This window comes from Paenibacillus rhizovicinus, from assembly GCF_010365285.1.
Classification (GTDB): Bacteria; Bacillota; Bacilli; order Paenibacillales; family Paenibacillaceae; genus Paenibacillus_Z; species Paenibacillus_Z rhizovicinus.
On record NZ_CP048286.1, the window covers coordinates 3,100,774 to 3,123,019 of the forward strand.

The window sequence follows — 22,246 nt, forward strand, 5'->3', positions numbered from 1 at the left end:
CGATCGCTACATCAGAACGTATCAATGAACCAATCCACGACCTTATTGAAGCCGTGTTTCGCGCTGCTGATTACGCCTTGAAGCCCTTCATTCGTATTGCGGTAGAACAATTTCTGCTCCCCGCCGTTGCCGATTGTTTTTACCGTGACGTTTACGAAATGGCCGTCATAAATATCGTCTTTCTCATTCTGCTTGCTCGCCTCGGAAGACAGCGCCACGCCGCCTTTCGCGATCGAAGCGTCAATATCGCGGCCGCTTAGCAGCTCCTTGCCGTCCACCTTCAAGCTCAGCTTGCCGCCCGCAAGCTCGACGCCGACTTTGCGCGTCTGCTGAATGTTGACGGGAATGTCGTTATCGGGGGCAAGACCTGCATTCGCCTGCACCTTCGTGTATACGGCAGCCCTGCTGAGCGCAAGGTCTTCTTCGTTCCAGCTCACATCGTCCAGCTTGGTGCCGAATAGACGCTCCGCGGCTTGACCCGCCTTCTTCTGTTCCACGGCAATCTCGTTATCGGCGAGCACGACGCGCACATAGGCATCCCCCGCCTTGTCATACCGCAGATACAGGCTCTGCTTCCCAACGACATTTCCGCTAAGCTTGGCTGTCACCGCCACGTCACTAAGGCCGTCGCTGCCTTTCAAATACGCCAAACCTTCTTGGCCCGCAGGCGAGGTCAATACGATCTCGTTCTCGCGGAACTCCGCTGCGCCCGTCGACGTATCCCAATGCGAGGCGCGGTCCGATTCGCCATCGATGTAAGTCATCGCTTGCCCGGAATCCTTGCGGATCTTCATAAGCAGATGGTTCGTCGACCAATAAGGGGCAGGCTGTACCCGCGTCAGATCGTATAGACTGCCGCTCTTGCCGTTGAACGCAGCGCCTTCGCGGGCAAAATGCATGTTGAACATGCCCTCGATATGGCGCTCGTTCGCATCCGTCACGAGCGGATTCGTCCCGTCCTGCAGCGAGTTGGCATGCATGATCATATACAAGCCCGGCACAAAACCGAGTTTACTCGTATAAGTATCCTTCATCAGCTTGTAATCCTTCGCGATGCGCGCTTCCATCTGTTTGCGGTCCTCGGTCGGAATCATATTCTCGTCCCGAATGAAATCCATCAAGTAGTGGTTATAGTACGCGACCTTGCTCTTGTTCTTCATTTCCTTCTCAGTCTTCTGCCCGAGAAATTGACCGTCGTTGTCGAACACGTTGATGTACGACAGGCGGTAGCCGTTGCTGCCAAGCTCCCAATAGCCCGTCTTCTGCATCTTCAGCATATCTTTCGCCTGGACGAACTTGTTGTCTCCATTGCCCAGCTTGCCTGCGTAAGAAAGAAACGTCGCTTTATCGTTGTACTTCTCCAGCAGCGGCTCGGCGAACAAGGCGGAATCGTTGCGTCCGTCCTCGAAGGACAGGAACAGCGCCTTGTCCGGCAGCGGTTTTCCCTTGTTGTAATAATCCAGGATGTCCTGCTGCGAAATGGTCCTGTAGCCTTGATCATGCAGCGCCTTCAGCTGCTGATCCAGCTCGTTCTTCGCGATGAGCTTCGGGGTTCCCGAACGGCCCACGCCGAAATACGACAGTGCGACGAACCCTTTATCGCTGCTCCATGTTCCCTGATTCGGCTCGCTATATGTAGACGTGTTAAACACAGCCTGGTAGATAAGCCCCGCTACAACGAGCAGAACGCCGACTTGAACGACCGTCTTCACCGCTTTGCCACGGTTTTTCCTACGATAATCAAAGGCAGAATCCCGTTTCCAGATCGCCATCTTCCTGCCATCCCTCATCATGAATCTTCCGGCGCCAATCCTTACTGACCCAATCCGATTCGCTTTTTATTTTTGTTTCGCCGCGCTTCCTTGCGCAAGCGGGCTTCGATATCCTGCGGCGTCTCGCGCGTTCCCCAAGTGGATTTCCAGAACGTCACCCATGCAACGGGCATTTGCCAGAGCAATACCAGCTCGTAGAAGATACAGAAAACAAGGCCGAAAACCCACAGTCTGCTCTTGCGGAACATCAGATGGGCCAGACTCATAAGGAGTGCCATCATCAGAAGCCCCATCAGGAACGTACCCGGGAACACATGATGGACCAGCGGAACATAGCCAAGGTTGTAAAGCACGATGACCGGAGCCGCGATCGGAACGACGAGGCCGATGTAGAAGAAGAGCGCCATGAACGGCTCTTTGCGCCAGATGAATCCGCCGGCACGCAGCGATTCGCGCAGCCAGGAACGCTTCCACCTCATCTGCTGCTTCAAGAACACCTTCGTGTCCGAAGGTACGATGGTCGAACAAATGGCCGAATCTTGATAGCCTGTCCGATGCGTGCGCAGGATGAAGTTCGTCATGCTGCGATCATCGCCGAAGGTCGCGGGCTGCCCCAGGAACTTCTGGTTCAGCCAAGCATCTCTATGCTGCAAAATCAGGTCCTTGCGGTAACAGGACAGCGGACCGGACAAGCAAGTCACGCTGTCGAAGTACGACTCTGCCGCCTTCATGATCCGGAACGCAATGTAATAGCGAACCGTCTGCAGCTTCGTAATCGTATTCGTGAATTTGTTCTCCACGTCCGTCCGTCCGGCAACCCCGCCCATGCGAGGATCTTGGAAAGGCTGGACCAAATGCCGGATCGCGGTCGGCTCCAGGAAGCTGTCGGAATCGACGAAGACGACAAGATTATGCTTCGCCATCTCCACGCCTTTGACGAGCGCGACGCGCTTGCCGCCGTTCTCTTCCAAGACGTGAAACTTCACTCGTTCCTTGGTCGAATAGCGTTCCGCCTCTTTATGGATAAGTTCAATGACCTCTTGAATGCGCGCGGCCGAATTATCGAGCGATTTGTCATCGACGACGATGATTTCCAGCTTCTCGATCGGGTAGTCCTGATTGACGCAGCTGAGAATCGTCCGATGAATCCACTCTTGTTCGTTGAAGCACGGGATAATAATCGATACGCCCGGCGTGTAATGCCGGTTGATCGGCACCTCGCGATACAACGCGCCGAACAGATAGCGGGTCAACAAGAATGCTGCCGCCGTTAAACTGTACAGGTAAAGCAGCAAGTTATATTTGAAATAGAGAATGCTCTCCACGCGCAGAAGCATGATAAGCCCGACAGCCAGAAACAACGCTCCGCTAGCCGTGTAGACCGAATATCCCCAGCGTTTGCGCTGAAAATAACTGGTGAGCGGCTTCACGAATTCGAATGCCAGCATCAGCCGCTCTTGCCCGTCCGCCTCGCGGGTAAACGTTCGTACGAGCACCGCATCCAGCTTCACCGAAGATTCGAACCCTTCCGGCATCGTTCCCGGCGGAATCTGAAACCGCATGTTCACGATCTGGCCCACGACGTATTGGCCTTTGTCCGGCTCTACGGCGACCAGGATGCCCGTCGAGGAAATATCCGCTGCCTTTCCCCGGGAGGCCGTCTTCTTCGTCTGCCGAGGACCCGTCATCGTCACTTCGAAATCGGCCATATAACGCAGACTGAGCAGCCGCAGCCGCTCCAGTTGAAGCGTATCGTTGCGTTCTTGCTCGCTCTGCGTTTCAGCCTTGCTCCCCCTGCGGTCGGTCTGCATCCGGATCTGCTCGGGATCCGGCACGTTCGAGAGGGTTCGGCGGTCACCCCGCGCAACAGACAGCACCTCGACAATTTCCTTCTTCTTCCGTTTCATCACGATGACTCTTCTCCCATCCTCCCCGTACCTTAAACCGACGGTTCGTTATCTCGGCCGTTCCTTTAGAGACTCCAATAACCGAACCCGCTGCGCTCGAATTCTCTTCTGTCGTAAATCCCTTTAATGTCGATCATGATTTTCTCGGCATTCTTGTTATAGAGAGGTTCGAAATCCGTCACGCCCATTTGTTTGAAAGGCGTATGCGGCACAGCGACGACAATCGCATTCAAATCGTTGAATTCCGAAATGTCCGATAATTCGATCCCGTACTCGTGATAAGCCTCTTGCTTGTCCGCGAATGGATCTGTAACGATCGGCACGATGCCGTATTCCATGAGCTCCTTAATGATATCCGTTACCTTGGTGTTTCGAATGTCGGAGCTGTCTTCTTTATAAGTCAGTCCGAGGAAGCCGATCCGCGCATTCGGAATGCTCTGCTTCTGTTTCACGAGCAGCTTGATGATTTGCTGGGCAACATACTTGCCCATGCCGTCATTAACATGCCTCCCAGCTAAAATGATTTTCGAGTGGTAACCCTTATCTTCGGCCTTGTACGTCAGGTAGTAGGGATCAATGCCGATGCAGTGGCCGCCTACCAAGCCAGGCGTGAAAGGGAGAAAATTCCATTTGGTTCCCGCAGCCTGCAGGACGGACGACGTATTGATCCCCATCACGTTGAACAACATGGATAACTCGTTCATGAACGCGATATTAATATCCCGCTGCGCGTTCTCGATCACCTTGGCGGCCTCAGCCACTTTGATGCTCTCCGCGCGATAGACGCCGGCCTCGATCACGAGCTCGTAGATGCGGGCAATGATATCCAACGACTCCTCATCCATGCCCGAGACGATCTTGACGATATTCTCCAGCCGATGCACCTTGTCGCCGGGATTGATGCGCTCCGGCGAATAGCCTACTTTGAAGTCGACGCCGCATTTCAGGCCTGATTCCGCTTCCAGAATCGGCACGCAAACTTCCTCCGTTACGCCCGGATATACGGTCGACTCGTAAACGACGATCGCGCCCTGCTTCAGCCTGCGTCCAACGAGCCGGCTCGCTTCCTGCACATAAGCCAGATTCGGCACGTTCCCGCTCGTGACGGGCGTTGGCACCGCGACGATGAAGAAGGGAACCCCGTCCAGCCTGGCAGCGTCCGACGTGAATTCCACGCCGCTGTCGCGAATCGCTTCCCCGCCGATATCGCCGGTCGCGTCGATTCCTGCCCGATAATCGCCGATCTTCTTCTCGTTGACGTCGAAACCGACAACGTTGGCTTTCGCCGAGAAGGCGACGGCGATCGGCAGTCCGACATAACCGAGCCCAATCACGGCAATGGACTCCTCGCGGTCCACGATGCGATCGTAGAGCGACCTTGCCTCAACGTGCATGTCCATATTCATATTCATCTATCCAGCTCCCCCGAGTCAGCGTTTAAATCAATCAGCTTATGAGGCTTCCTATTGGCCTATATTGAGTCCCATCAGCTCCGACATCCGCACAAACGTATAACCTTCTCCGCGCAGTGTATTAATAATTGAAGGGAGGGCTTGAATGGTTTGGATATCATCCAAGAGATGCAGGAGCACGACACTGCCGTTTCCGGTCTCATCTTTAATCGTCTGCACAATTTGCGCACTCGTCCGTGATTTATTGAAATCAGTGGGGTCAACGTCAAAATTTGCGATATTACGATATCCTGTCGCGCCTACGACTTTCAGTGTTGATACACTTACCACTCCGGTTGGCGGCCTGAATATCATAGTCGGCTGCTGTTGAATCGCTTCCGTAATGATCCGGTGCGCCTTAACGATTTCTTGCTGAAGCTGCTCCGGTGTAATAGATGTAATAACGGGATGCGAATATGTATGATTGCCTACATCATGCCCGCCCTCTATAATCGCCCGAGCCAGGTTCGGATTCTTCTCCACACCATCAGCACGAAGGAAGAAGGAAGCTTTGACCTTATACGCAGCCAACAGATCCAATATCTTCGTAATCGTATAATCCGTGCCCCAATCATCAAAGGACAGCACGACTTCTTTCTTCAAGTCGCCCTCCTTCTTATACATTACGTTGTAAGTCGCATTTGCATCGTTCATATTGATCTTCGCTGCGTCATAGCCTGGAATTTGCTCCAACGGCTTGCGCTCGCCCCCGTCTTGCATGAGCTTATCCAGCCTGATAAGCTGGTACCCGACGTTTTTCGCACCTTCCGCAATGAGCTTCACGGACTCTTCAATGGTCCTGTTTTCTTGCGTATCCAGCGCAATAATACCGCCGCGGTTAATATATTTACGGATGTAATTCCGTTTCTCAAGCTCAGTTTCATTCTGCCAGTTATAGAGGAACAGACTGTCTCCGACGACGGCCTGCATGTCCAGCTGAGCGGCCGCTAAACGAACGTCATCCGTATAGCCTCCTGACACCGTTCGCACATAGTTCGGTGAAACCCCTGTCTTTTTTCGTATAACGTCATTGCTCAGATCTATCTCTTTATTCACCTGTTCATAAGACATCTTACTCATGTCGAGACGGTTTAACGTGTTATTCTCGATTTCATGTCCTCTAGCCAAAATCTCCTTGGCAATGTCCGGTTCTTCCGCAACCCGCATGCCGGGCAGGAAGAACGTAGCCTTGATTCCATACGTATCGAGCTGGTCAAGCAGCCGCTCCATCGTTCCTTTATCGGCCATCCCATTGAAGGTTAATGCCAGCTCTCTCTTTGTTGTGTACACCATTGATACGGCTTTGCTCTCTGGGCCGGCGTATTTCACGATATCCGATTGGGTGTTTGGCATGCTGAGCGCGGTTTTATCGGCGCTTTGCCCCCCAAAAACACTGCAACCTGTAAATAACGCAGCAGATAGAAGAAGCAACGAAATGATTAGTAAGCGGTTCAATGAAATTCTCCTTTTCCTCCACAAAATTCGACAAATCCAATCGTTTTTGCTAATTTATTCATATTTTAATAGTAATAAAGAACTAGTTTCATTTTGACTCTATTATAATGAACACTATTGACTTTGTACAATACTTTTTACTTTTTTTACTAGTTTTACACAATCCATTCTGACGGTGCACAGGAGACAAATCTTCATATTGATTCTGTAAATCCGGACGATAATTCGAACGAGCACAAAAAAAGACACCCGCCGCTTTATACAAGTTGCTGTGTCTTCTCCTATTCTATATACCCGTTATTACGCTAGCCAATCAAGAGCTTCGCAAGCTCTGCGTAACTGGAAACTTCATGCGCCGGCTCGTGGCCGGTTTCGCGTTCCGCGCCGCGATGGTTGAACCAAATGACGCGCCAGCCGGCTTCGGCCGCGCCGACAACATCGTTGCGCCACGAATCGCCGACGTAGACGCTGTTTGCCGGCGTTGTCCCCGTCAGCTCGTTCGCATGCCGGAAAACCCGCGGATCCGGCTTGTCCCACCCGAGCGCTCCCGAAATCAACTGCCGCTCCCGGGGGATGAGATCGTCCAGCCGCATCGCTTCGATCTTGCGCTGCTGATGCGCCGGCGCGCCGTTCGTGATGAGGCCGACGATCCAGCCTTCGCTTGCGAGCTTCGCGATCAATTCCCTTGCACCTTCGAACATCGTAATATCGTACTGGCAGCCGATATAGGCCGCCTGCATCGCTTCCGCCTGCGCTTCGGTGAGCGCGATGCCGAATTCCGCCAGCGTCAGCCGGAATCGGCGCAGCCGCATATTTTCCGTCGCGGCGCCTGCCTCCATGGCCCCCGCGCCGCCCAGCTCAAGCGACAGCATGTCGCTGTGATAGCGCAAGCGATGATAGGCGGCCGCGAATGGGAAGTCTTCCAGCGAATGAAGGGGTCCCGCCACCTGCTCTACGGCCTTGCGGAAAGGAATCAGATGATCGTACAGCGTGTCGTCCACGTCAAAAAAGATCGCCTTGGGCGTATCTGCTTGTTCCATTGTGTCGGTTCTCCTGCGCATTCGTTCGTTATCGTCGTGCATGATGGATCTACTTGATCCACTATACGCCATCGCGGCGGCTTCAACAACGTTCGACCGCCCGGGCCCCGCATGCCGATGCCGAAAATAAAAGGAGGCCGCCAGCATATACCGGTGACCTCCCTCAACTTGCTAACGCGCCTCCGCCGCCAGCTTCTCCTCGATCCGTTTGATATGCGCGATCGCCTGCTCCGTGTACGCATCGAAGAACGCTTGTCCGCCGCCGCGCTTCATGACGCCGAACGGATCCGCAGCCGCGGGCAGCAGCTCGAAAGTCAGGTAGCCTTTGTAACCGATGTCCCGTAAAGTGCGAATGATCGGTTCAAAGTCCGTATGCCCCTCGCCGGGGGCAGCCCGGTTGCTGTCCGCCAAATGGATATGGAGAAGCGCGTCTCCGTTCTCCCGGATCGCCTCCGCAATGTCGGTTTCGTCGATGTTCATATGAAACGTATCGCCCATGATGCCGACGTTCGGCAAGCCGACCTCCCGGCGCATTGCCTCGGCCTGGTCCAGCCGGTTCAGCATGTACGACTCGAACCGGTTCCACGCCTCGATGCACAGATTAACGCCGAGCGAAGCCGCATATTCGCCGGCGGAACGAATGCCTTCCACGGCCCAGTTCCACTCGTCCTCGCGGCTGCCGAGTTCCCGGATCCGCATATTCGCGACAGGCGCCGCGATGATCGTCGGCGCGCCGATCTCGGCCGCCATCTCGGCGACTTCCCTCACGTACGCCACGGCTCGCGCCCGTACGCCCGCATCGGGATGGCCCAAGTCCCGCTCCGCGTTGAAGATCGAGCAGATCGACGAAACCTCCAGCCCGTAATCCGCGGTCAATGCCCTGACCTGGCCGAAATCGTATTCGCCCGGCTCGCCGACGAGCTCGACCGCGTCGTAGCCGAAGCGCGCGAGCCGCTCTACGCTTGCCTGCAGCGCCTCTCCGTAATAAACGAGCGCATTATAGCTGTATTTGAACATGCTGCTGATCATCCTCTCTTATAACGTACTCGCCCCGGCTGATCTTACCCGATCATGCCTTTCAACCGGTCTCCCATCACTTGCAGCATGCTGCGCAGCACGTCCATGTTCTGGAAGCACAGCGAGAAGACCTGGTCCCTGTGCAGCTGGAGCAGCACGGTCGGCTCCGTCGCCGTGCAATCCGCCGAGCGAGGTCCGCTGTCGATGATCGCCATCTCGCCGAAGCAGTCGCCTTCGCTTAAATGGGCAATCGTCTCGCCGCCGCGGTGAACGTGGACGGTGCCTTCGATAATACCGTACAGCATGTCGCCGTAATCGCCGACCCGGCAGATAGCTTCGCCCGGGACATACTCCACTTCGTCGACCATTTGCGCCAAACGCACGATATCGGCTTGGGTCAAATGCGCGAACAGGTCGATCTTCTGCAAAATGAGCACGCGCCGCAGCAGCGAATCCGCCCCATCCGCCCCTTCGCCGCCTTCAAGCGCCGAAGCCGCGGCAGCCTCTTGTGCGGCTGCCGCAATCTCTAGCGCCGCAGCCGACGCGTCTGCTTGCGCCGCAGCCAGAGCGCCCGACGGCGTTCCCGGTCTTCCGGCGGCTGCCTTCTGCTGCCCGGCCAGCGCCGTGCGCAGCCTGCGCGAGAGCAGCTTCATCATCTCGATCGCGATCGCCGAGCGGTCGAACATGACCTCGTAGAAATCGGCGGCGTCCAGCCGCCATAACGCGCTGTCCGTCTCCGCGACCGCATCCGCCGAGCGCACGCGGCGAATGAGCACGCCGGATTGTCCGAGCGATTCGCCGACGCCCCGTTCCGCGACCTTCTCGCCGCGCCGATAGACGCCGACCCGCCCGCTGCGGATCAGATAGAGCGAATTGCCGGCATCTTCCGCTCGGAACAGCGTTTCGCCGCGCGCCTTGTCGACCGTCGACAGCTTCACCGCCAAAGCCGACAGCTCCCGGCTGGTCAACCCTTGGAAGAGCGAGAAGCCGCGCAGCATCCGAATGCGCGCCATATGATCCTTCAGCGCGTCCGATGCGTTCGGATTCACCGCATACGCGATCACTTGACGCAGCCACGGGTCGTCCTGCCCCGACAGCCAGGCCAACTGTTCCGACAGCTGTTCCTGCGTGCGTACGGCGATCGTTGCCGTACCGGGCGACGACATAATTCGCGCCAGCTCCATCCGAATCGTGCCATGCGTCAGCTGGTCGATAACCTCCATCGCGTTCGCCTGCTGGCGCGCATCGCCTTCCGTCCAATTCGCATAGACGGCTTGCATCGTCGCCGGTTCATAGACGAGCGCGAGCAATTGGAAAATACGCCAAACCGCGCGTTCCTGCACCTGTTCGGCTACATCCGCCGCATCGAGGTAGGCTTCTATCGCGCCGAGTCCCTTCATGTGCTCCGACAGCTGCCAATACAGTTCGATCTCGGCGGCCGCGAGACGTTCGATGACAGCCGCCTGCTTCTCGGTCGCAGGTCCGCTGCCGCGCCGCATGCGAACGAGCGCCTCCAGCATCCTGTTCCGCAGCTCGAAGCCCGAGAGCGGATAGCGCGTCAGCAGCATGTCGAAGGCAGCCGGCGTCGCGAGACGTTCGAACACCTTCGGCAAATGCATCGTCGGATGATCCCCGCCGAAATACGGCTCCAGCAGCGGCACGATCACTTTCTCGTCGAAAGCGGCCAGCGCGTCGATCGCGTCCTTGCGCGTGTCGCCATGCTGCAGCTGCGATACGAGATACGGCACAAGCTCGGGAACTTGGAGCGCGCCGGCCGACCGCAGCGCCAGACGCTTAACCTGCGGCGAAACGTCCTGCAGCAGCGGAATGAGCGGCTTGTAGAATTCCTTGATGCCGATGCGGCCGAACAATGCCGCCACCGCGCTTCGTTCCTCCTCGTCCGTGCTCTCGAGCAGCGGCTTCAGGGCGCCGACCGCGCGGAACATGCCTTCTATGCCGTAGTATTTGATCAGCCCCGCAATGGCGCCGGACTTCAGTTCCAGATCCGTTTCGTCCAGGTAGCCGGTGATTTCATCCAAATACTCTTCCCGCGCATACGCCGTCAGCGCCAGCAGCGCCTGCGATCTCGTCTCGCCATGGGAGGCGCGCACGAGCGCGGACAGCTCCGGCTCCATGCCTTCCGGCTTGGCGCGTTCTACATGCTGCAGCGTCTTCACGACCACTTCGCGCGCGTGATGCCGGAGCAGGCGCGGCAGATGCGGCGACAGGTCGAAGCCTTCCAGGCCGCGGAGAATCCGCAGCGCGTAGAGCACTTGCTGCTTGTCCGGACTTTGCAGGGCAGCCTCCAGCAAACCGCGGCTCGCGGGGTCCATGAAGTCAAGCTCGGACCCGTCCAGCTTCGCGCCGTCCGTCCGCAGCGTGGACAGCAGCGTCGTCAGATACGCGCCTTTGACCTTGATCGCCGCGGCAATGCAGACGACGAGCAGCGCCAGAATGATGAAACTGAACTGCCGCGCCGAGAGGAGCGGAGACAACGCGATCAGGCTGATCGCAGCCAGCCCCTTGGCCCCGTTGCGAACGATGCCGTCGAGGAAGCTTTTCGCCCGGTTGCGCCATTTCGGCGGAATCGGGAACATGATGAGCTGATTCACGGACGAATTGATCGTGTCGCCGACGACCTTGTCGCTGCCCTTCACGATGACGGCGGTGGCCAGCATCGGCAGGAGCAGCACGCCAAGGCCCCCCGCGAACAGCACGATGGGGAAAACCAGAATGGCCGTCATGACTCCGAAGCGGGTCAGCAGCCTCCCTGCGACGAACACCTGCACGAACAGGGCAAGCAAGCCGGCCCAGCCGTAGAAGCTGCCCATGAACCCGGCGAGCGCATCGTTTTGCAATTCGCCCCGAAGAATGACCTTGAATTGATAATCGATGAACGTCAGCGCCAGAATGAGCGCAGCCGACATGATGGCCACGTATTTCAGATGCGGCACGGAAGCGAAGAGACCTTCCTTCCGCGCCTCCCCAGCCTGCCGCCGCTTGGACTTCGAGCCTGTGGACGCCTGCGGCTTCTTGTCCGTCAGCGCGAACGTCTCCGCGGGATCGCCGCTCATCCGCACGAGGAGGTGCACCGCGCCGGCAGCCAGCAGCTGCAGCCCGGCATAGAAGAAGATCAGATTCGCCGTACCGACGAGCGGGACGACGAGCTTCAGTCCGAAGCCGCTTATGATGCTCCCCGTGATGCCGCCGCTGCCGACGAGCCCGATCGTGCGCTTGACCTTCCGCTGGTCGAGGACCGAGGATGCGAACTGCCAGAAGCAGACGATCATCAGGAAGTTGAACACGTCGTAGGCCACATAGATAATGGGGAACATCCAATTATGCCCGAGTCCCGCACCGATCCGCGTCAGGATAACCAGCGCCGTTACCGCCGGAATGAGTCCTTTGATCAGCCTGTCGATTCGCACGCGCGGGCCGTATCGCTGGAAGAGCAGGCCGGTCAGAATGAGCGACGCGGCTTGCGGGAGATACATTTTGGATAAAGCCGCCGAATCGAACCGGGACAGGAACAGCGCATCCGCGGCCGTCCTCCCCACCGTCGAGGCCGATACGACAAACAACAAATAGACGAACAGGAGAGCGACCTTGCGGTACTCGCCCCCATCCGCCGACAGACGCCCTAAGGCGGCCCCCAGACTTTTGCCCGATAAACGTTTCATAGTACGACAGCGCTCCGTTCGATCTTATGTGAATGGGTTTAACTATTCCCCATGCTGGAGCGTTTTTCCTTCCGCCGCGGCAAAAAAATATGCGACTTATGTCCTAGGGAACCAACGCGGGATCACGCAGGCGGCGCATCTGCTTGTTCGGTTCGCTTCCGCTCATTCCAGCTCCAGAGGCGTCAAATACACCGTCTCGCCCGCGCGCTGCCTGCGGAACGCGCCCGGCGTCGTGCCCGTCCATTTGACGAACTGGCGGATGAAGCTCTGCACGTTATCGTAGCCGATGCGCCGGGCAACTTCCTCGACGGCGAGCTCGCCGCCCATAAGCAGATGCATCGCTTCCTGCTGCCGCAGCACCGCCAGGTACTCGCGCGGCGATAAGCTGTACGCATCCCGGAAGACGCGGTAGCAGTGACGCCGGCTGAAGCCGAGCCGTTCCGCCAGCGCTTCCATCCAGCCGGCCGCGATGGCTTCCTCTGCATGGCGGTCGGCGACGAGCGATTCGATCTCCTTGGCGATGCGAATCGGCAGCACATCGGCGCCTGAACTGCTTTCCTCCTGTGACGTAATCGAAGATTCCAGCAGGTCCATGATCGTATAGAGACTGCGGAAGAGCTTCGTCTTGGACGCTGCCTCTTCCTGAACGAGCTGCATGATGCGCCGCACCTCCGGAAGCAGCAGCCGGTTCAGCTCGTGTTCCGGCGGCATCAGCAGCAGCTTCGCCCGATTCAGCTTGTTCAGGAAGACGGGATCGTCGACCTGCACATGCATGACGAAGAACGCGAACGCCCCTTCCGCTTTATACGAATGCAGCATCATCGGCGGCACCAGGATCAGATGGTCCTTGCCCTGCCTGTATACGGTACCGCCGACCTCGGCCAGCTGCGTGCCCTCCAGCACGAGATTCAGCTCGAACATCATATGGTGCAGATGCCGCCGGCACGCCCATCCTTCCGGCACGCTTCCCAGCTGCGCCCCGTAGAAATACGCTTCGGATTTCCGATTCGGGAAGTGCCGCATCGGTTCGGTTATGCCTGTCGTCCTCTCCATCGCCTCGCACGCTTCCTTCGTTCCATGATGTCTCAGTTGGTTAACTATTTATGCCGTGCAAGGCCCGGTTAGTTATTCATTGCCCGCCTGCCCGCGTCTATACTTTATTCATTGTTCTATTATAGAGGAGGAAGAGGAATGGAAGCTACGTTTCACTTGGGCGAACCGGCAGGCATCATGATTCGGACGGAGGCAGGCTGGCACCAATTAACGGAAGGCACTTCGGGCAACTGGACGGCGCAGGGTCTGTCGGTCTCGCTATCCGCGATTTCCGGACAAGGCTGCGCGCTGGAGCTGGAGGCGCCGAACGACGCCGTCCGCCTCATCAAGCTGCGCTGGAAAATGAAGCAGCAGGGACGTCCGCTCATCCTCGGCGATCATTGGGAGCGCGGCTACGGCGATCTCGAATGGCGGGGCATCGTGCCCGAGCGCGTATTGCCGTGGTATTTTCTCCGCTACGACGGCAGCCGCACGGCAGGTTTCGGGGTCAAAACAGGCCCGAATGCGTTCTGCTATTGGCAGCTCGACGCCGACGGCGTGACGTTCACCGCGGATGTCACGAGCGGCAGCCAAGGCGTCCTGCTTGGCGCGCGCAAGCTGCTCGTCGCAGAGCTGCTGCATGATGCGGGCCAAGAGAGCGATTCGCCGTTCCAAGCGGCGCAGCGCTTCTGCCGCATGATGTGCGAGAATCCCGTCATGCCGAAGCAGCCGGTTTACGGCGGCAACAACTGGTACTACGCCTATGGCAACAGCTCGCATGCGGAGATTTTGGCGGATTCGCGGTTTATGTCCTCGCTGTCGTCGAACAAGGAGAACCGGCCGTACATGGTCATCGACGACGGCTGGCAGCTGGTCAGCGGCGGCGGCGCCTGCAACGGCGGACCGTGGGTCGGCAATGCCAAGTTCCCGGACATGGAGCGCCTGATCGGCGAGATGAAAGAAACCGGCGTGAAACCCGGCATCTGGTGCCGGCCGCTGCTAACGGCGGAAGACGTGCCGGCCGAGTGGGTTCGTTATGCCGCAAGCGGCGGGCAAGTGCTCGATCCGAGCTTGCCGGACGTACTGCAGCATGTCCGGGAATCGGTGGAGCTGATGGCCGGATGGGGAATCGACCTGCTGAAGCATGATTTCACGACGTTCGACCTGCTCGGCCAGTGGGGCTTCACGATGAAATCCCGGCCCCATGCCCTCCGGCAATCGTTCCGCGACCGTTCCCGCACGACGGCGGAAATCACGCTGGCGCTCTACCGCACGATCGCGGAAGCGTCGGGACAAGCGGCCGTCATCGGCTGCAACACGTTCAGCCATTTGTCGGCGGGCCTGTTCGAGATCCAGCGGACCGGCGACGACACGAGCGGCAAGTGGTGGGAGCGCACGCGGTACATGGGCGTGAACACGCTGGCGTTCCGGATGCCGCAGCACGGCACTTTCTACAGCCACGACGCGGACTGCCTCGGACTGACGGCGGACGTGCCTTGGGCGCTGAACGAACAGTGGCTGAACCTGCTGGCAGGCAGCGGCACGCCGCTCTTCGTCTCGGCCGATCCATCCATCGTGACGAAGGAGCAGGAACGGGCCATCCGCCGCGCGTTCGAGCTGGCTGCCGAGCCGATGCCGGTCGCCGAACCGCTCGATTGGCTGGACAACACCTGTCCGAGCCGCTGGCTGATGAACGGCGAAGAAACCTCGTTCGAATGGAACGACGTGAACGCCGAGCTGCTGGAGGAGAAGGACAACGGCTGGTGGCTGTAACCGCCGCTCTGCATATACTGCGTACGCGGCGATGAGGCGCTTAGGCTATGCAGCCGCTTCACTCCGGCGCCGAAGTCACGCTATGCAATAACCGGCATATTCAGAACAAAGCGCGCATCCGACCTTCGGATACGCGCTTTTGCCGTCTTATTAGGGCCCGATCGGGCTTATACGCCGTGCTTCAACGATTTGTAAATATAAATCATCAGGAATGAGAATCCGCCCACGACAGTCAGCGCGGCAAAGAAACATTTCATGAAGAACAGCAATTTATCCACCTCATGCATTAATATTCACTACTATGCAATATCGGTAGGAGGTCGAAAGTTCTGAAGTCCTATGGAGCCCAAAGCCGCTACCATTCGGCCTTTTTCTATGTTTTTCCTGTAAAAGCCCTACGGCTTCTAATGCCGTCTTCCGCCGGAATACCTATAAAGTAACAGCTGGAGGCAGCAAGAGGCGGGGAGGCGGCAGCATGCGGATTGCAGTAGGCATCGTGCACGGCATCGGCCAGCAGCACGATGATTTCCATTCGGAATTGACGGCGAAGCTGCAGGAGGCCATGGCGGCGTTGAATCCAAGGGTCAGGCTAATCGTCGAAGGCATCTATTGGGGCGACATTACGGATTCGCTGGAGAAGAAGCTTTGGCAGCGAACGAACGCAGACAGGCTTCGCTGGAACGAAACGCTGAAGCTGCGATCCTTCATCGTCAACTATATCGGAGACGCCATCGCGTACCAGGCCATCCCGAAGGACAACGACCCGTGTCCGCGCGATTACATTTACGATGATATTCATGCGCGTTACGCCCAGCAGCTGCAGCGGCTGGCCAACCGGGCAGGCGATGACGCGCCGCTATGCATTATCGCGCATAGCCTCGGCACCATTATATCCAGCAACTACTTCTACGATCTGCAGTATCGAAGAATGCGGCCGAAAGCCGCCGAGTTCATCCGCTCGAGCCGCTCCAAGCTGGTCGGAGGCGAAACGCTCACCCATTTCTACACGCTGGGCAGCCCCATCGCGTTGTGGAACATGCGCTTCGAGCATTTCGGAACGCCTATCTCCGTGCCTGCTCCCGCGCTCAAACCGCTCGGCATCGGGGAATGGATTAACTTCTACGACCGCGACGACGTCATCGCCTATCCGCTCCAAGGGCTAAATGCGGACTACGCCGCTGCCGTTACCGCGGACATCGAAGTTCGCTGTCCCGGGCCGCTCGGCTGGACGCCCGTCTCGCATGGCGGCTATTTCCGCTCGCGTCCGCTTATCCGGCGTATTGCACAATCGCTGGACCGCATGAGCCGAACCATTCCCGGCGGGCTTCCAGACTAAACAGAAACGGCGATCCGCATCAGTTGACTGATTAGGAATCGCCGTCGATCGTTTATTGCGATGCGATTGCAGGGGCGGCTAGGTTGCGTCCCTCGCGCATGCGTCCTTGTGTTTGCCGAGCATTGTCTTGTTTTGCGCTCGCTAATGCTTCTCCGACCAAGCCTTCAGCGATGGCATCAGCCGTTTCGCATCCTCGTAGCCCTGCAGATACAAGGCGTCGAGCTTCGCGGAGTTCTTCTCCATCCGTCCGACTTCCAGCGGCTGCTGAGGACGGATCACGAAGGCGTTCCCGCGTTCTTCCTGCTTGCGGATGTAGGCAGCTTGATCATTGTAGACCTGATGCCGGCGGAGCATGATTTTGACGAATGCGGGAAATTTGGCGTAGATGCGCCGTACGAACCAGGCAAAGCGATTCGGCGATTTCCTGTATCCGACGTCCCGCGTCAAGACGACGACGTTGCGCGCGAAGCCGTCTTTCTCCGCCTGCTGGAGCGGAATAGGGTCCGAGATGCCGCCGTCGAGCAGCTGCCTGCCGTCGTAATTCACGATCGGCGCGATGAAAGGTAGCGAGCTGGACGCCCGGAGCACCGTGAGCACATCGAAGTCCGGATCGCTTTTGCGATAGAAGATCGTCTCGCCGGTCACCACGTCCGTCGTCGCCGCAACGAATTCCTCGCGGCTGGCCGCAAAAGCCTTGAAGTCGAACGGCACCAGCTTGTTCGGGATTTCATCGAATATAAAATCCATGCCGAACATTTGACCCTTCCGAAAATAATTGCTCCACGAAATGTACCGTTTATCCGTGATCATATCGACGTTGACGATCTTATTCCGCCCCTTCTGGCGAGCAAGATAGCTCGTCGCCACGCAAGCGCCCGCCGATACGCCGATCATATAGGGGAAATACACGCCTTGTTCCAGAAAATACTCCAACACACCTGCCGTGTAGACGGCTCGCATTCCCCCGCCTTCCAACACCAATCCGATCGATTCCATCGCTTTGCTCCTGCCCCTTTACCCGTCAATCCCGACATGTTAGCTATTAGTTATTTTACCTATGCAAATTAGGCGAGTCAATTCATCTGGAAGATCGCGGAATACGGAGTGGCATGCGTATCTCGGCAGCGATTGATCGGATCGGCTATTTCGTTCGTAAACGACGCCTCGATGTCCATGAAATAAATACCCACCCGAATACTCGGATTTAATGTATAATAGAAACATACTTCAATCGGGACGGAGGCATCGCTCATGGCACGATCCATTACGCTTGATTCTTATGCATGCATCGACGAGGTTCCGCTTCACCGCGTGCGGGGCAACCAATTAGGCATTTTCCTAAGCATCGTCGCAACGGTGATTACCCAACAGTTCTGGAGTCTCGCCCTTCCGCTCCTCGTACAGCTGATCAGCCGAACGTACGGCATCCGATATAACGTATTCATCCGCGCGCTCTCTCCCCTCCTGCCGTCCAGCACCAGGACGGAAAGCCGCGAGCTGCTTCGATTCAACAGCCTGCTGGCCATCTTGTTCCTGGCCGTTGCGCTGATTGCGTCCGCTCTTGGCGCCCAGGTGCTCGCGTATATCAGTCTCGGCATGCTGACGGCTGCCGTCGTGCTCGCGCTCAGCGGCTTCTGCCTCGGCTGCTTCATGTACTTTCAATGGAAGCAGTTCCATGCGCGCCGCGGATTAAGAAGAAATTAGAATTGACGCACGATAGCCTTCTCTCCGGAGAAGGCTATTCTATTTCCTCGCGGCGCACATAGATATCAGTATTTGCGTTAAAAGGAGGATACCGACAATGCCTTTCGTGAACCGTTTCTTCCTAAATGAGAATGGCGGTGCGATTTTCACAGGCAATACGCTTGGGCTCAGCCGGTCGGATACCGTCGGCGTGCCCGGTACCGTGGATGCGATCGGGGCATTCACAACGACGAACACGGCCCTGACTTTCGGCACGTATCCCGCGGGGACGACGGGCAATTACTTGCTGAACAGCTCTTCGGCCGTGCTCGTGCTCCCCCCCGTCGCGACGGTTATCTATGCGGAGCTCATTTGGGGCGGCACGTATATCAACGGAGGCGTCAACCTCAGCGCGGCGATCGACAATGCGGTCGGCTTTCAAACGCCTGCGGGGACGTTCAGCGTGACGCCAGCCTCCGCCACCGCTCAAACGGTCGTGCTCAGTCAAGGCACGCAAGCCTATGTCCGATCGGCCGAAGTGACGAGCATCGTCGCGGCAGCCGGGGCGGGCACCTACGCGACCAACAGCGTCGTCGGCACGATCGTCATTCCCGAACCGTCGTCCAACCATGCCGGGTGGACGCTCGCCGTCTTCTATCATGACCCGGCGGCGCCGCTCCGCAATCTGTCGCTGAGGGTCGGCGCAACGGTCATCCAAGCGACCTCCGGCCCGGTGGATACCGTCATTACGGGCTTTGCCACGCCATTCACCGGCCCGCTCGACGGACGCGCCCAGATCAGCGCGCAAGAAGGCGATGCCAATAAGACCGGCGATCGGTTCCTGTTCGGATCGACGCCGGGCACGTTGATCGCATTATTCGGGCCGAACAATTTCGTCAACAACTTCTTCGCCTCCCAGATCAACAAAAGCGACGGCACACTTGACACGTCGGGTACATTCGGCAGCCGGAACCAAATTAACGGATCGCCCGGCTCCAATATCATCGGCGGCCGGCAAGGCTGGGATATTACGGATGTTTCGATTTCCAATACCTTGATCAACAACGAGACTTCCGCCGTATTCCGGCTGACGACGAACGGAGACGGCTATCTCGTGGACGCCATCGGCATCGAGATCGACATCGTCGAGCCGCTCCTTCATCTGACGAAATCGGCGAACCAAGCGGCAACGGTCATCGGCGATATCGTTACGTATACCGTGACGATCGATAATACCAGCATCATCAGCGCGACCGCCGTCGAATTCTTCGACAACGAAATCGACGGCGCGAACTTCGTTCCGGGCACGGTCAGGGTCAACGGCGTGCAATTGCCAAACGCCGACCCGACGATGGGCGTGCCGATCGGGAGCATCGCCCCGAATACATCGGTTATCGTCATGTTCGATGAAGTCGTCGTCTCCTTGCCCGCGCCGCCCGAGCTGCGGAACCAGGCTACCGCGGCCTTCACCTTCGTGCCGACGCCGGGAGCTCCGCCCATCTCGACCGTCGTCCCTTCCAACATCGTGGAAATCCCCGTATTCTTGCCGTTAATCAAGGTGCATAAGGCAGCCGACCTGACGAATGCCATGATCGGCGATATGATTACGTATACGCTCACGATCACGAACATCGGCAACATAGACACGACGGGGATCGTAACCGATCCGCTGCCGGCCGGCACCGCCTTCGTGGCGGGCACCGTTTCCGTGAACGGCGTCAGCCAGCCGGGAGACAACCCTAATGTCGGCATCGATATCGGCGTCTTGAATCTCTTCCAATCCACCACGATTCAATACCAGCTGCTGGTCACCTCCATACCGCCCAACAACATCGTCCATAATGCGTTCGGGACCGCGTTCGAAGTCATCCTGCCCGATCACCGCCGCATCCCGGGCTTCATCGTCTCCAACCCGGTCGACATTCCGGTTTCCTCACCGATGCTGACACCGGTCAAATCAGCCAATCTGCCGAGCGCTGTCGTAGGCGATGTCGTCACGTATTCGATTAACGTGACGAATAACAATGCAGCCGCACTGACGGCGGTCAGCTTGACGGACAACGTGCCGGCCGGCTCCTCCTTCGTGCCGGACAGCGCGACGGTCGGCGGCGTTCCCGTGCCTGGCGCCAGCCCGATCACCGGCATTCCGATCGGCACGCTCCCCGCGGGCGCAACCGTCATTGTCACGTTTCAGATCGTCGTCAACGCCTTGCCGGACCCCGCCGAACTCACGGATCAGGCAATGGTGACGTTCACCTCCGGGTCCTTAACGACTTCGTCGCATTCCAATACGGTTACGATCCCGGTCGTGCAGCCGGGCATCTCGCTCGTGAAGCGCGCAGGCGTCGACACGGCGAGCGTCGGCGATGTCGTCAATTATTCCGTCACCGTCAGCAATACCGGCAACATTGCGCTCGGCGCGGTCGTATTCGATCCGCTCAATGCGTACAGCTCGTTCGTTCCCGGCTCCGTCCGAATCGACGGCACGCTCTCTCCGGCGGCAAGTCCGCTTGCCGGCATCGCCGTTGGCCCGATTCCGCCAAGCGATGCCGTGGTCGTCTCTTACAACGTGCTTATCATCGCTGCGTCGCCGAGCCAGTTCTATACCGACCAGGCGAACGCTACCTTCACTTACACGCCGCCAGGCCAGTCTCCGGTGACCAGCACGACAACGTCCAATATCGTCAACGTGCGGGATCCGCTGTTCATGCTCGAAGCCGTCAAGAGCGTATCCCATACGTCCGTCATGATCGGCGACACCATCACCTACACGATTTCAATCACTAATATCGGAACGGCTGACTCCCTGAACACGGTCGTCACCGACACGCCGACCCCAGGAGGCGCTATCGTACCGGGCAGCACAAAGGTCGGCGGCGTTCCAGTTAACGGCGATGTCCTCGCCGGACTGAATATCGGGACCGTGCCCGCCGGAGCAACGGTCGTCGTGACGTTCGACGTCTCGATCAACTTGGATCCTCCGCCGCTGGGCTTCATCGATGATTACGCGACCGTTTCGTTCACCAGCGGCGGCATTACACAGACGGCGGTATCCAATATCGTCGAAGTGATCGTCACGGAGCCGACCGTCGTGGCCACCAAGCGGGCGCTCCCTCCATTCGCGTTCGTCGGAGACGTCATTCAATACGTGTCGACAGTGACGAATAACGGTCACTACAATGCGGACGCAACCTGGTTCGATAACCTTCCGGAAGGCACGTCGTTCGTGGAGAACAGCGTGACCTTGAACGGATTCTCCATACCGGGGGCTAACCGGTTTACCGGTACGCTGCTCGGCACGATTTTGCCGCAAATCACGAACGTCATCACCTTCCAGCTGCGGGTCGAGTTCTATCCGCCTTCCGGCGTGCTGGTTAACCAAGGCAATATGCTGCTCGTGTTCCTTCTGCCGGACGGAAGGACCTTCACGGAACGGATATTCACCAACGTCGTAACCGTTCCAGTGCTCGCGCCTCCAACAATCGTCAAATCCGCCAGCGTCACCGAAGTCCTCGTCGGCGGAACAGTGACCTTCGCGGTGAACGTCACCAACCCGGGCAATACGCCGTTCGACAAAGCCGTTCTCCACGACAGCTTGCCGGAGGGACTATCCTTTGTGGATAACAGCGTCACGGTCGCAGGCAGGCCCGTTCCCGGCGCCAATCCGGCGTCAGGGATTCCAATCGGGTTTATTGGAGCGAACAGCTCCGTAACCGTTGCGTTCGAAGCGAAGGCCATCCGCGAGCCGCATAATTTGATTGCCGTCAACACGGCGAACATGACCTTCGAATACGTCGCGCCGAACGGACAGCGGGTACCGGGCGTCGTTCAATCCAATCCTGTAACGGTATTAATTAACGAGGAAGAAGAGTGAGCCGGCTGTCCACTTGTGAATAGTTTAACCTGTGGATATGTTAGCATGGTTTCAAAAAATTACGCACAGCAGCGGTTTCGCACCTGTTAGCATTGTGCATAACCCTGTTGATAAGTGGATGAATCGGCCGTTCTTCACCGAATCTTCACCGAATTTCCGGACCATATCGCATGCTTCTCAACAGCTGCGTTTCTTTCTTAACAGCTCGCCAACGCTTATCAACAGC

13 protein-coding genes are annotated in these 22,246 nt (G+C 57.7%); 4 read left to right on the top strand and 9 right to left on the bottom strand.

Features of this window, described 5'->3' with window-relative positions; all coding sequences use genetic code 11:
- Positions 1-11: 11 nt before the first annotated feature.
- From GZH47_RS13875 to GZH47_RS13910, 8 genes are all read right to left on the bottom strand, one after another.
- Positions 12-1,772, bottom strand: a complete 1,761-nt coding sequence (locus GZH47_RS13875) for a polysaccharide deacetylase family protein (RefSeq protein WP_162640625.1) — start codon at positions 1,770-1,772, stop codon at positions 12-14.
- Positions 1,773-1,813: 41 nt separating this feature from the next.
- A complete protein-coding gene (locus GZH47_RS13880; RefSeq protein ID WP_162645245.1) occupies positions 1,814-3,679 on the bottom strand; it encodes a glycosyltransferase family 2 protein in 1,866 nt (621 codons plus the stop codon).
- Between the two features lie 65 nt (positions 3,680-3,744).
- Positions 3,745-5,091 carry a nucleotide sugar dehydrogenase gene (locus tag GZH47_RS13885; RefSeq protein ID WP_404823787.1) on the bottom strand — a complete coding sequence of 449 codons (1,347 nt, stop codon included), beginning with the start codon at positions 5,089-5,091 and terminating at the stop codon, positions 3,745-3,747.
- A 51-nt stretch (positions 5,092-5,142) separates the two neighbouring features.
- Positions 5,143-6,585, bottom strand: a complete 1,443-nt coding sequence (locus GZH47_RS13890; RefSeq protein WP_225446485.1) for a polysaccharide deacetylase family protein — start codon at positions 6,583-6,585, stop codon at positions 5,143-5,145.
- Between the two features lie 305 nt (positions 6,586-6,890).
- Positions 6,891-7,625 carry an HAD family hydrolase gene (locus tag GZH47_RS13895; protein ID WP_162640626.1) on the bottom strand — a complete coding sequence of 245 codons (735 nt, stop codon included), beginning with the start codon at positions 7,623-7,625 and terminating at the stop codon, positions 6,891-6,893.
- A 171-nt stretch (positions 7,626-7,796) separates the two neighbouring features.
- Positions 7,797-8,642, bottom strand: a complete 846-nt coding sequence (locus GZH47_RS13900) for a sugar phosphate isomerase/epimerase family protein (RefSeq protein ID WP_162640627.1) — start codon at positions 8,640-8,642, stop codon at positions 7,797-7,799.
- A 44-nt stretch (positions 8,643-8,686) separates the two neighbouring features.
- Complete coding sequence (locus tag GZH47_RS13905) at positions 8,687-12,322, bottom strand: Npt1/Npt2 family nucleotide transporter (protein ID WP_162640628.1); 3,636 nt, start codon at positions 12,320-12,322, stop codon at positions 8,687-8,689.
- A 162-nt stretch (positions 12,323-12,484) separates the two neighbouring features.
- Positions 12,485-13,375 (bottom strand): helix-turn-helix transcriptional regulator, encoded by an 891-nt coding sequence (locus tag GZH47_RS13910; RefSeq protein ID WP_162640629.1) that lies wholly within the window; start codon positions 13,373-13,375, stop codon positions 12,485-12,487.
- A 138-nt stretch (positions 13,376-13,513) separates the two neighbouring features.
- Here GZH47_RS13910 and GZH47_RS13915 point away from each other — a divergent pair, with 138 nt between their 5' ends.
- Positions 13,514-15,127 carry an alpha-amylase family protein gene (locus GZH47_RS13915; protein ID WP_162640630.1) on the top strand — a complete coding sequence of 538 codons (1,614 nt, stop codon included), beginning with the start codon at positions 13,514-13,516 and terminating at the stop codon, positions 15,125-15,127.
- Positions 15,128-15,602: 475 nt separating this feature from the next.
- Positions 15,603-16,463 (top strand): chemotaxis protein, encoded by an 861-nt coding sequence (locus GZH47_RS13920; protein ID WP_162640631.1) that lies wholly within the window; start codon positions 15,603-15,605, stop codon positions 16,461-16,463.
- A 141-nt stretch (positions 16,464-16,604) separates the two neighbouring features.
- Here the strand turns inward: GZH47_RS13920 and GZH47_RS13925 are convergent, their stop codons facing one another.
- Positions 16,605-17,459 (bottom strand): patatin-like phospholipase family protein, encoded by an 855-nt coding sequence (locus tag GZH47_RS13925; protein WP_162640632.1) that lies wholly within the window; start codon positions 17,457-17,459, stop codon positions 16,605-16,607.
- Positions 17,460-17,714: 255 nt separating this feature from the next.
- On the opposite strand from GZH47_RS13925, the gene GZH47_RS13930 reads away from it, so the two are divergent.
- The gene (locus GZH47_RS13930) at positions 17,715-18,167 is read left to right on the top strand and encodes a DUF4395 domain-containing protein (RefSeq protein WP_162640633.1); all 453 of its coding nucleotides are present in this window, start codon (positions 17,715-17,717) and stop codon (positions 18,165-18,167) included.
- Positions 18,168-18,264: 97 nt separating this feature from the next.
- Positions 18,265-22,020 carry a DUF7507 domain-containing protein gene (locus GZH47_RS13935; protein ID WP_162640634.1) on the top strand — a complete coding sequence of 1,252 codons (3,756 nt, stop codon included), beginning with the start codon at positions 18,265-18,267 and terminating at the stop codon, positions 22,018-22,020.
- Positions 22,021-22,246: the final 226 nt, after the last annotated feature.

Excerpts from the sequence above, each read along its gene's own strand:
- GZH47_RS13875 (WP_162640625.1), bottom strand. The coding sequence starts at position 1,772 with ATGGCGATCTGGAAACGGGATTCTGCCTTTGATTATCGTAGGAAAAAC.
- GZH47_RS13880 (WP_162645245.1), bottom strand. The coding sequence starts at position 3,679 with ATGAAACGGAAGAAGAAGGAAATTGTCGAGGTGCTGTCTGTTGCGCGG.
- GZH47_RS13885 (WP_404823787.1), bottom strand. The coding sequence starts at position 5,091 with ATGAATATGAATATGGACATGCACGTTGAGGCAAGGTCGCTCTACGAT.
- GZH47_RS13895 (WP_162640626.1), bottom strand. The coding sequence starts at position 7,625 with ATGGAACAAGCAGATACGCCCAAGGCGATCTTTTTTGACGTGGACGAC.
- GZH47_RS13900 (WP_162640627.1), bottom strand. The coding sequence starts at position 8,642 with ATGTTCAAATACAGCTATAATGCGCTCGTTTATTACGGAGAGGCGCTG.
- GZH47_RS13905 (WP_162640628.1), bottom strand. The coding sequence starts at position 12,322 with ATGAAACGTTTATCGGGCAAAAGTCTGGGGGCCGCCTTAGGGCGTCTG.
- GZH47_RS13910 (WP_162640629.1), bottom strand. The coding sequence starts at position 13,375 with ATGGAGAGGACGACAGGCATAACCGAACCGATGCGGCACTTCCCGAAT.
- GZH47_RS13915 (WP_162640630.1), top strand. The coding sequence starts at position 13,514 with ATGGAAGCTACGTTTCACTTGGGCGAACCGGCAGGCATCATGATTCGG.
- GZH47_RS13920 (WP_162640631.1), top strand. The coding sequence starts at position 15,603 with ATGCGGATTGCAGTAGGCATCGTGCACGGCATCGGCCAGCAGCACGAT.
- GZH47_RS13925 (WP_162640632.1), bottom strand. The coding sequence starts at position 17,459 with ATGGAATCGATCGGATTGGTGTTGGAAGGCGGGGGAATGCGAGCCGTC.
- GZH47_RS13930 (WP_162640633.1), top strand. The coding sequence starts at position 17,715 with ATGGCACGATCCATTACGCTTGATTCTTATGCATGCATCGACGAGGTT.
- GZH47_RS13935 (WP_162640634.1), top strand. The coding sequence starts at position 18,265 with ATGCCTTTCGTGAACCGTTTCTTCCTAAATGAGAATGGCGGTGCGATT.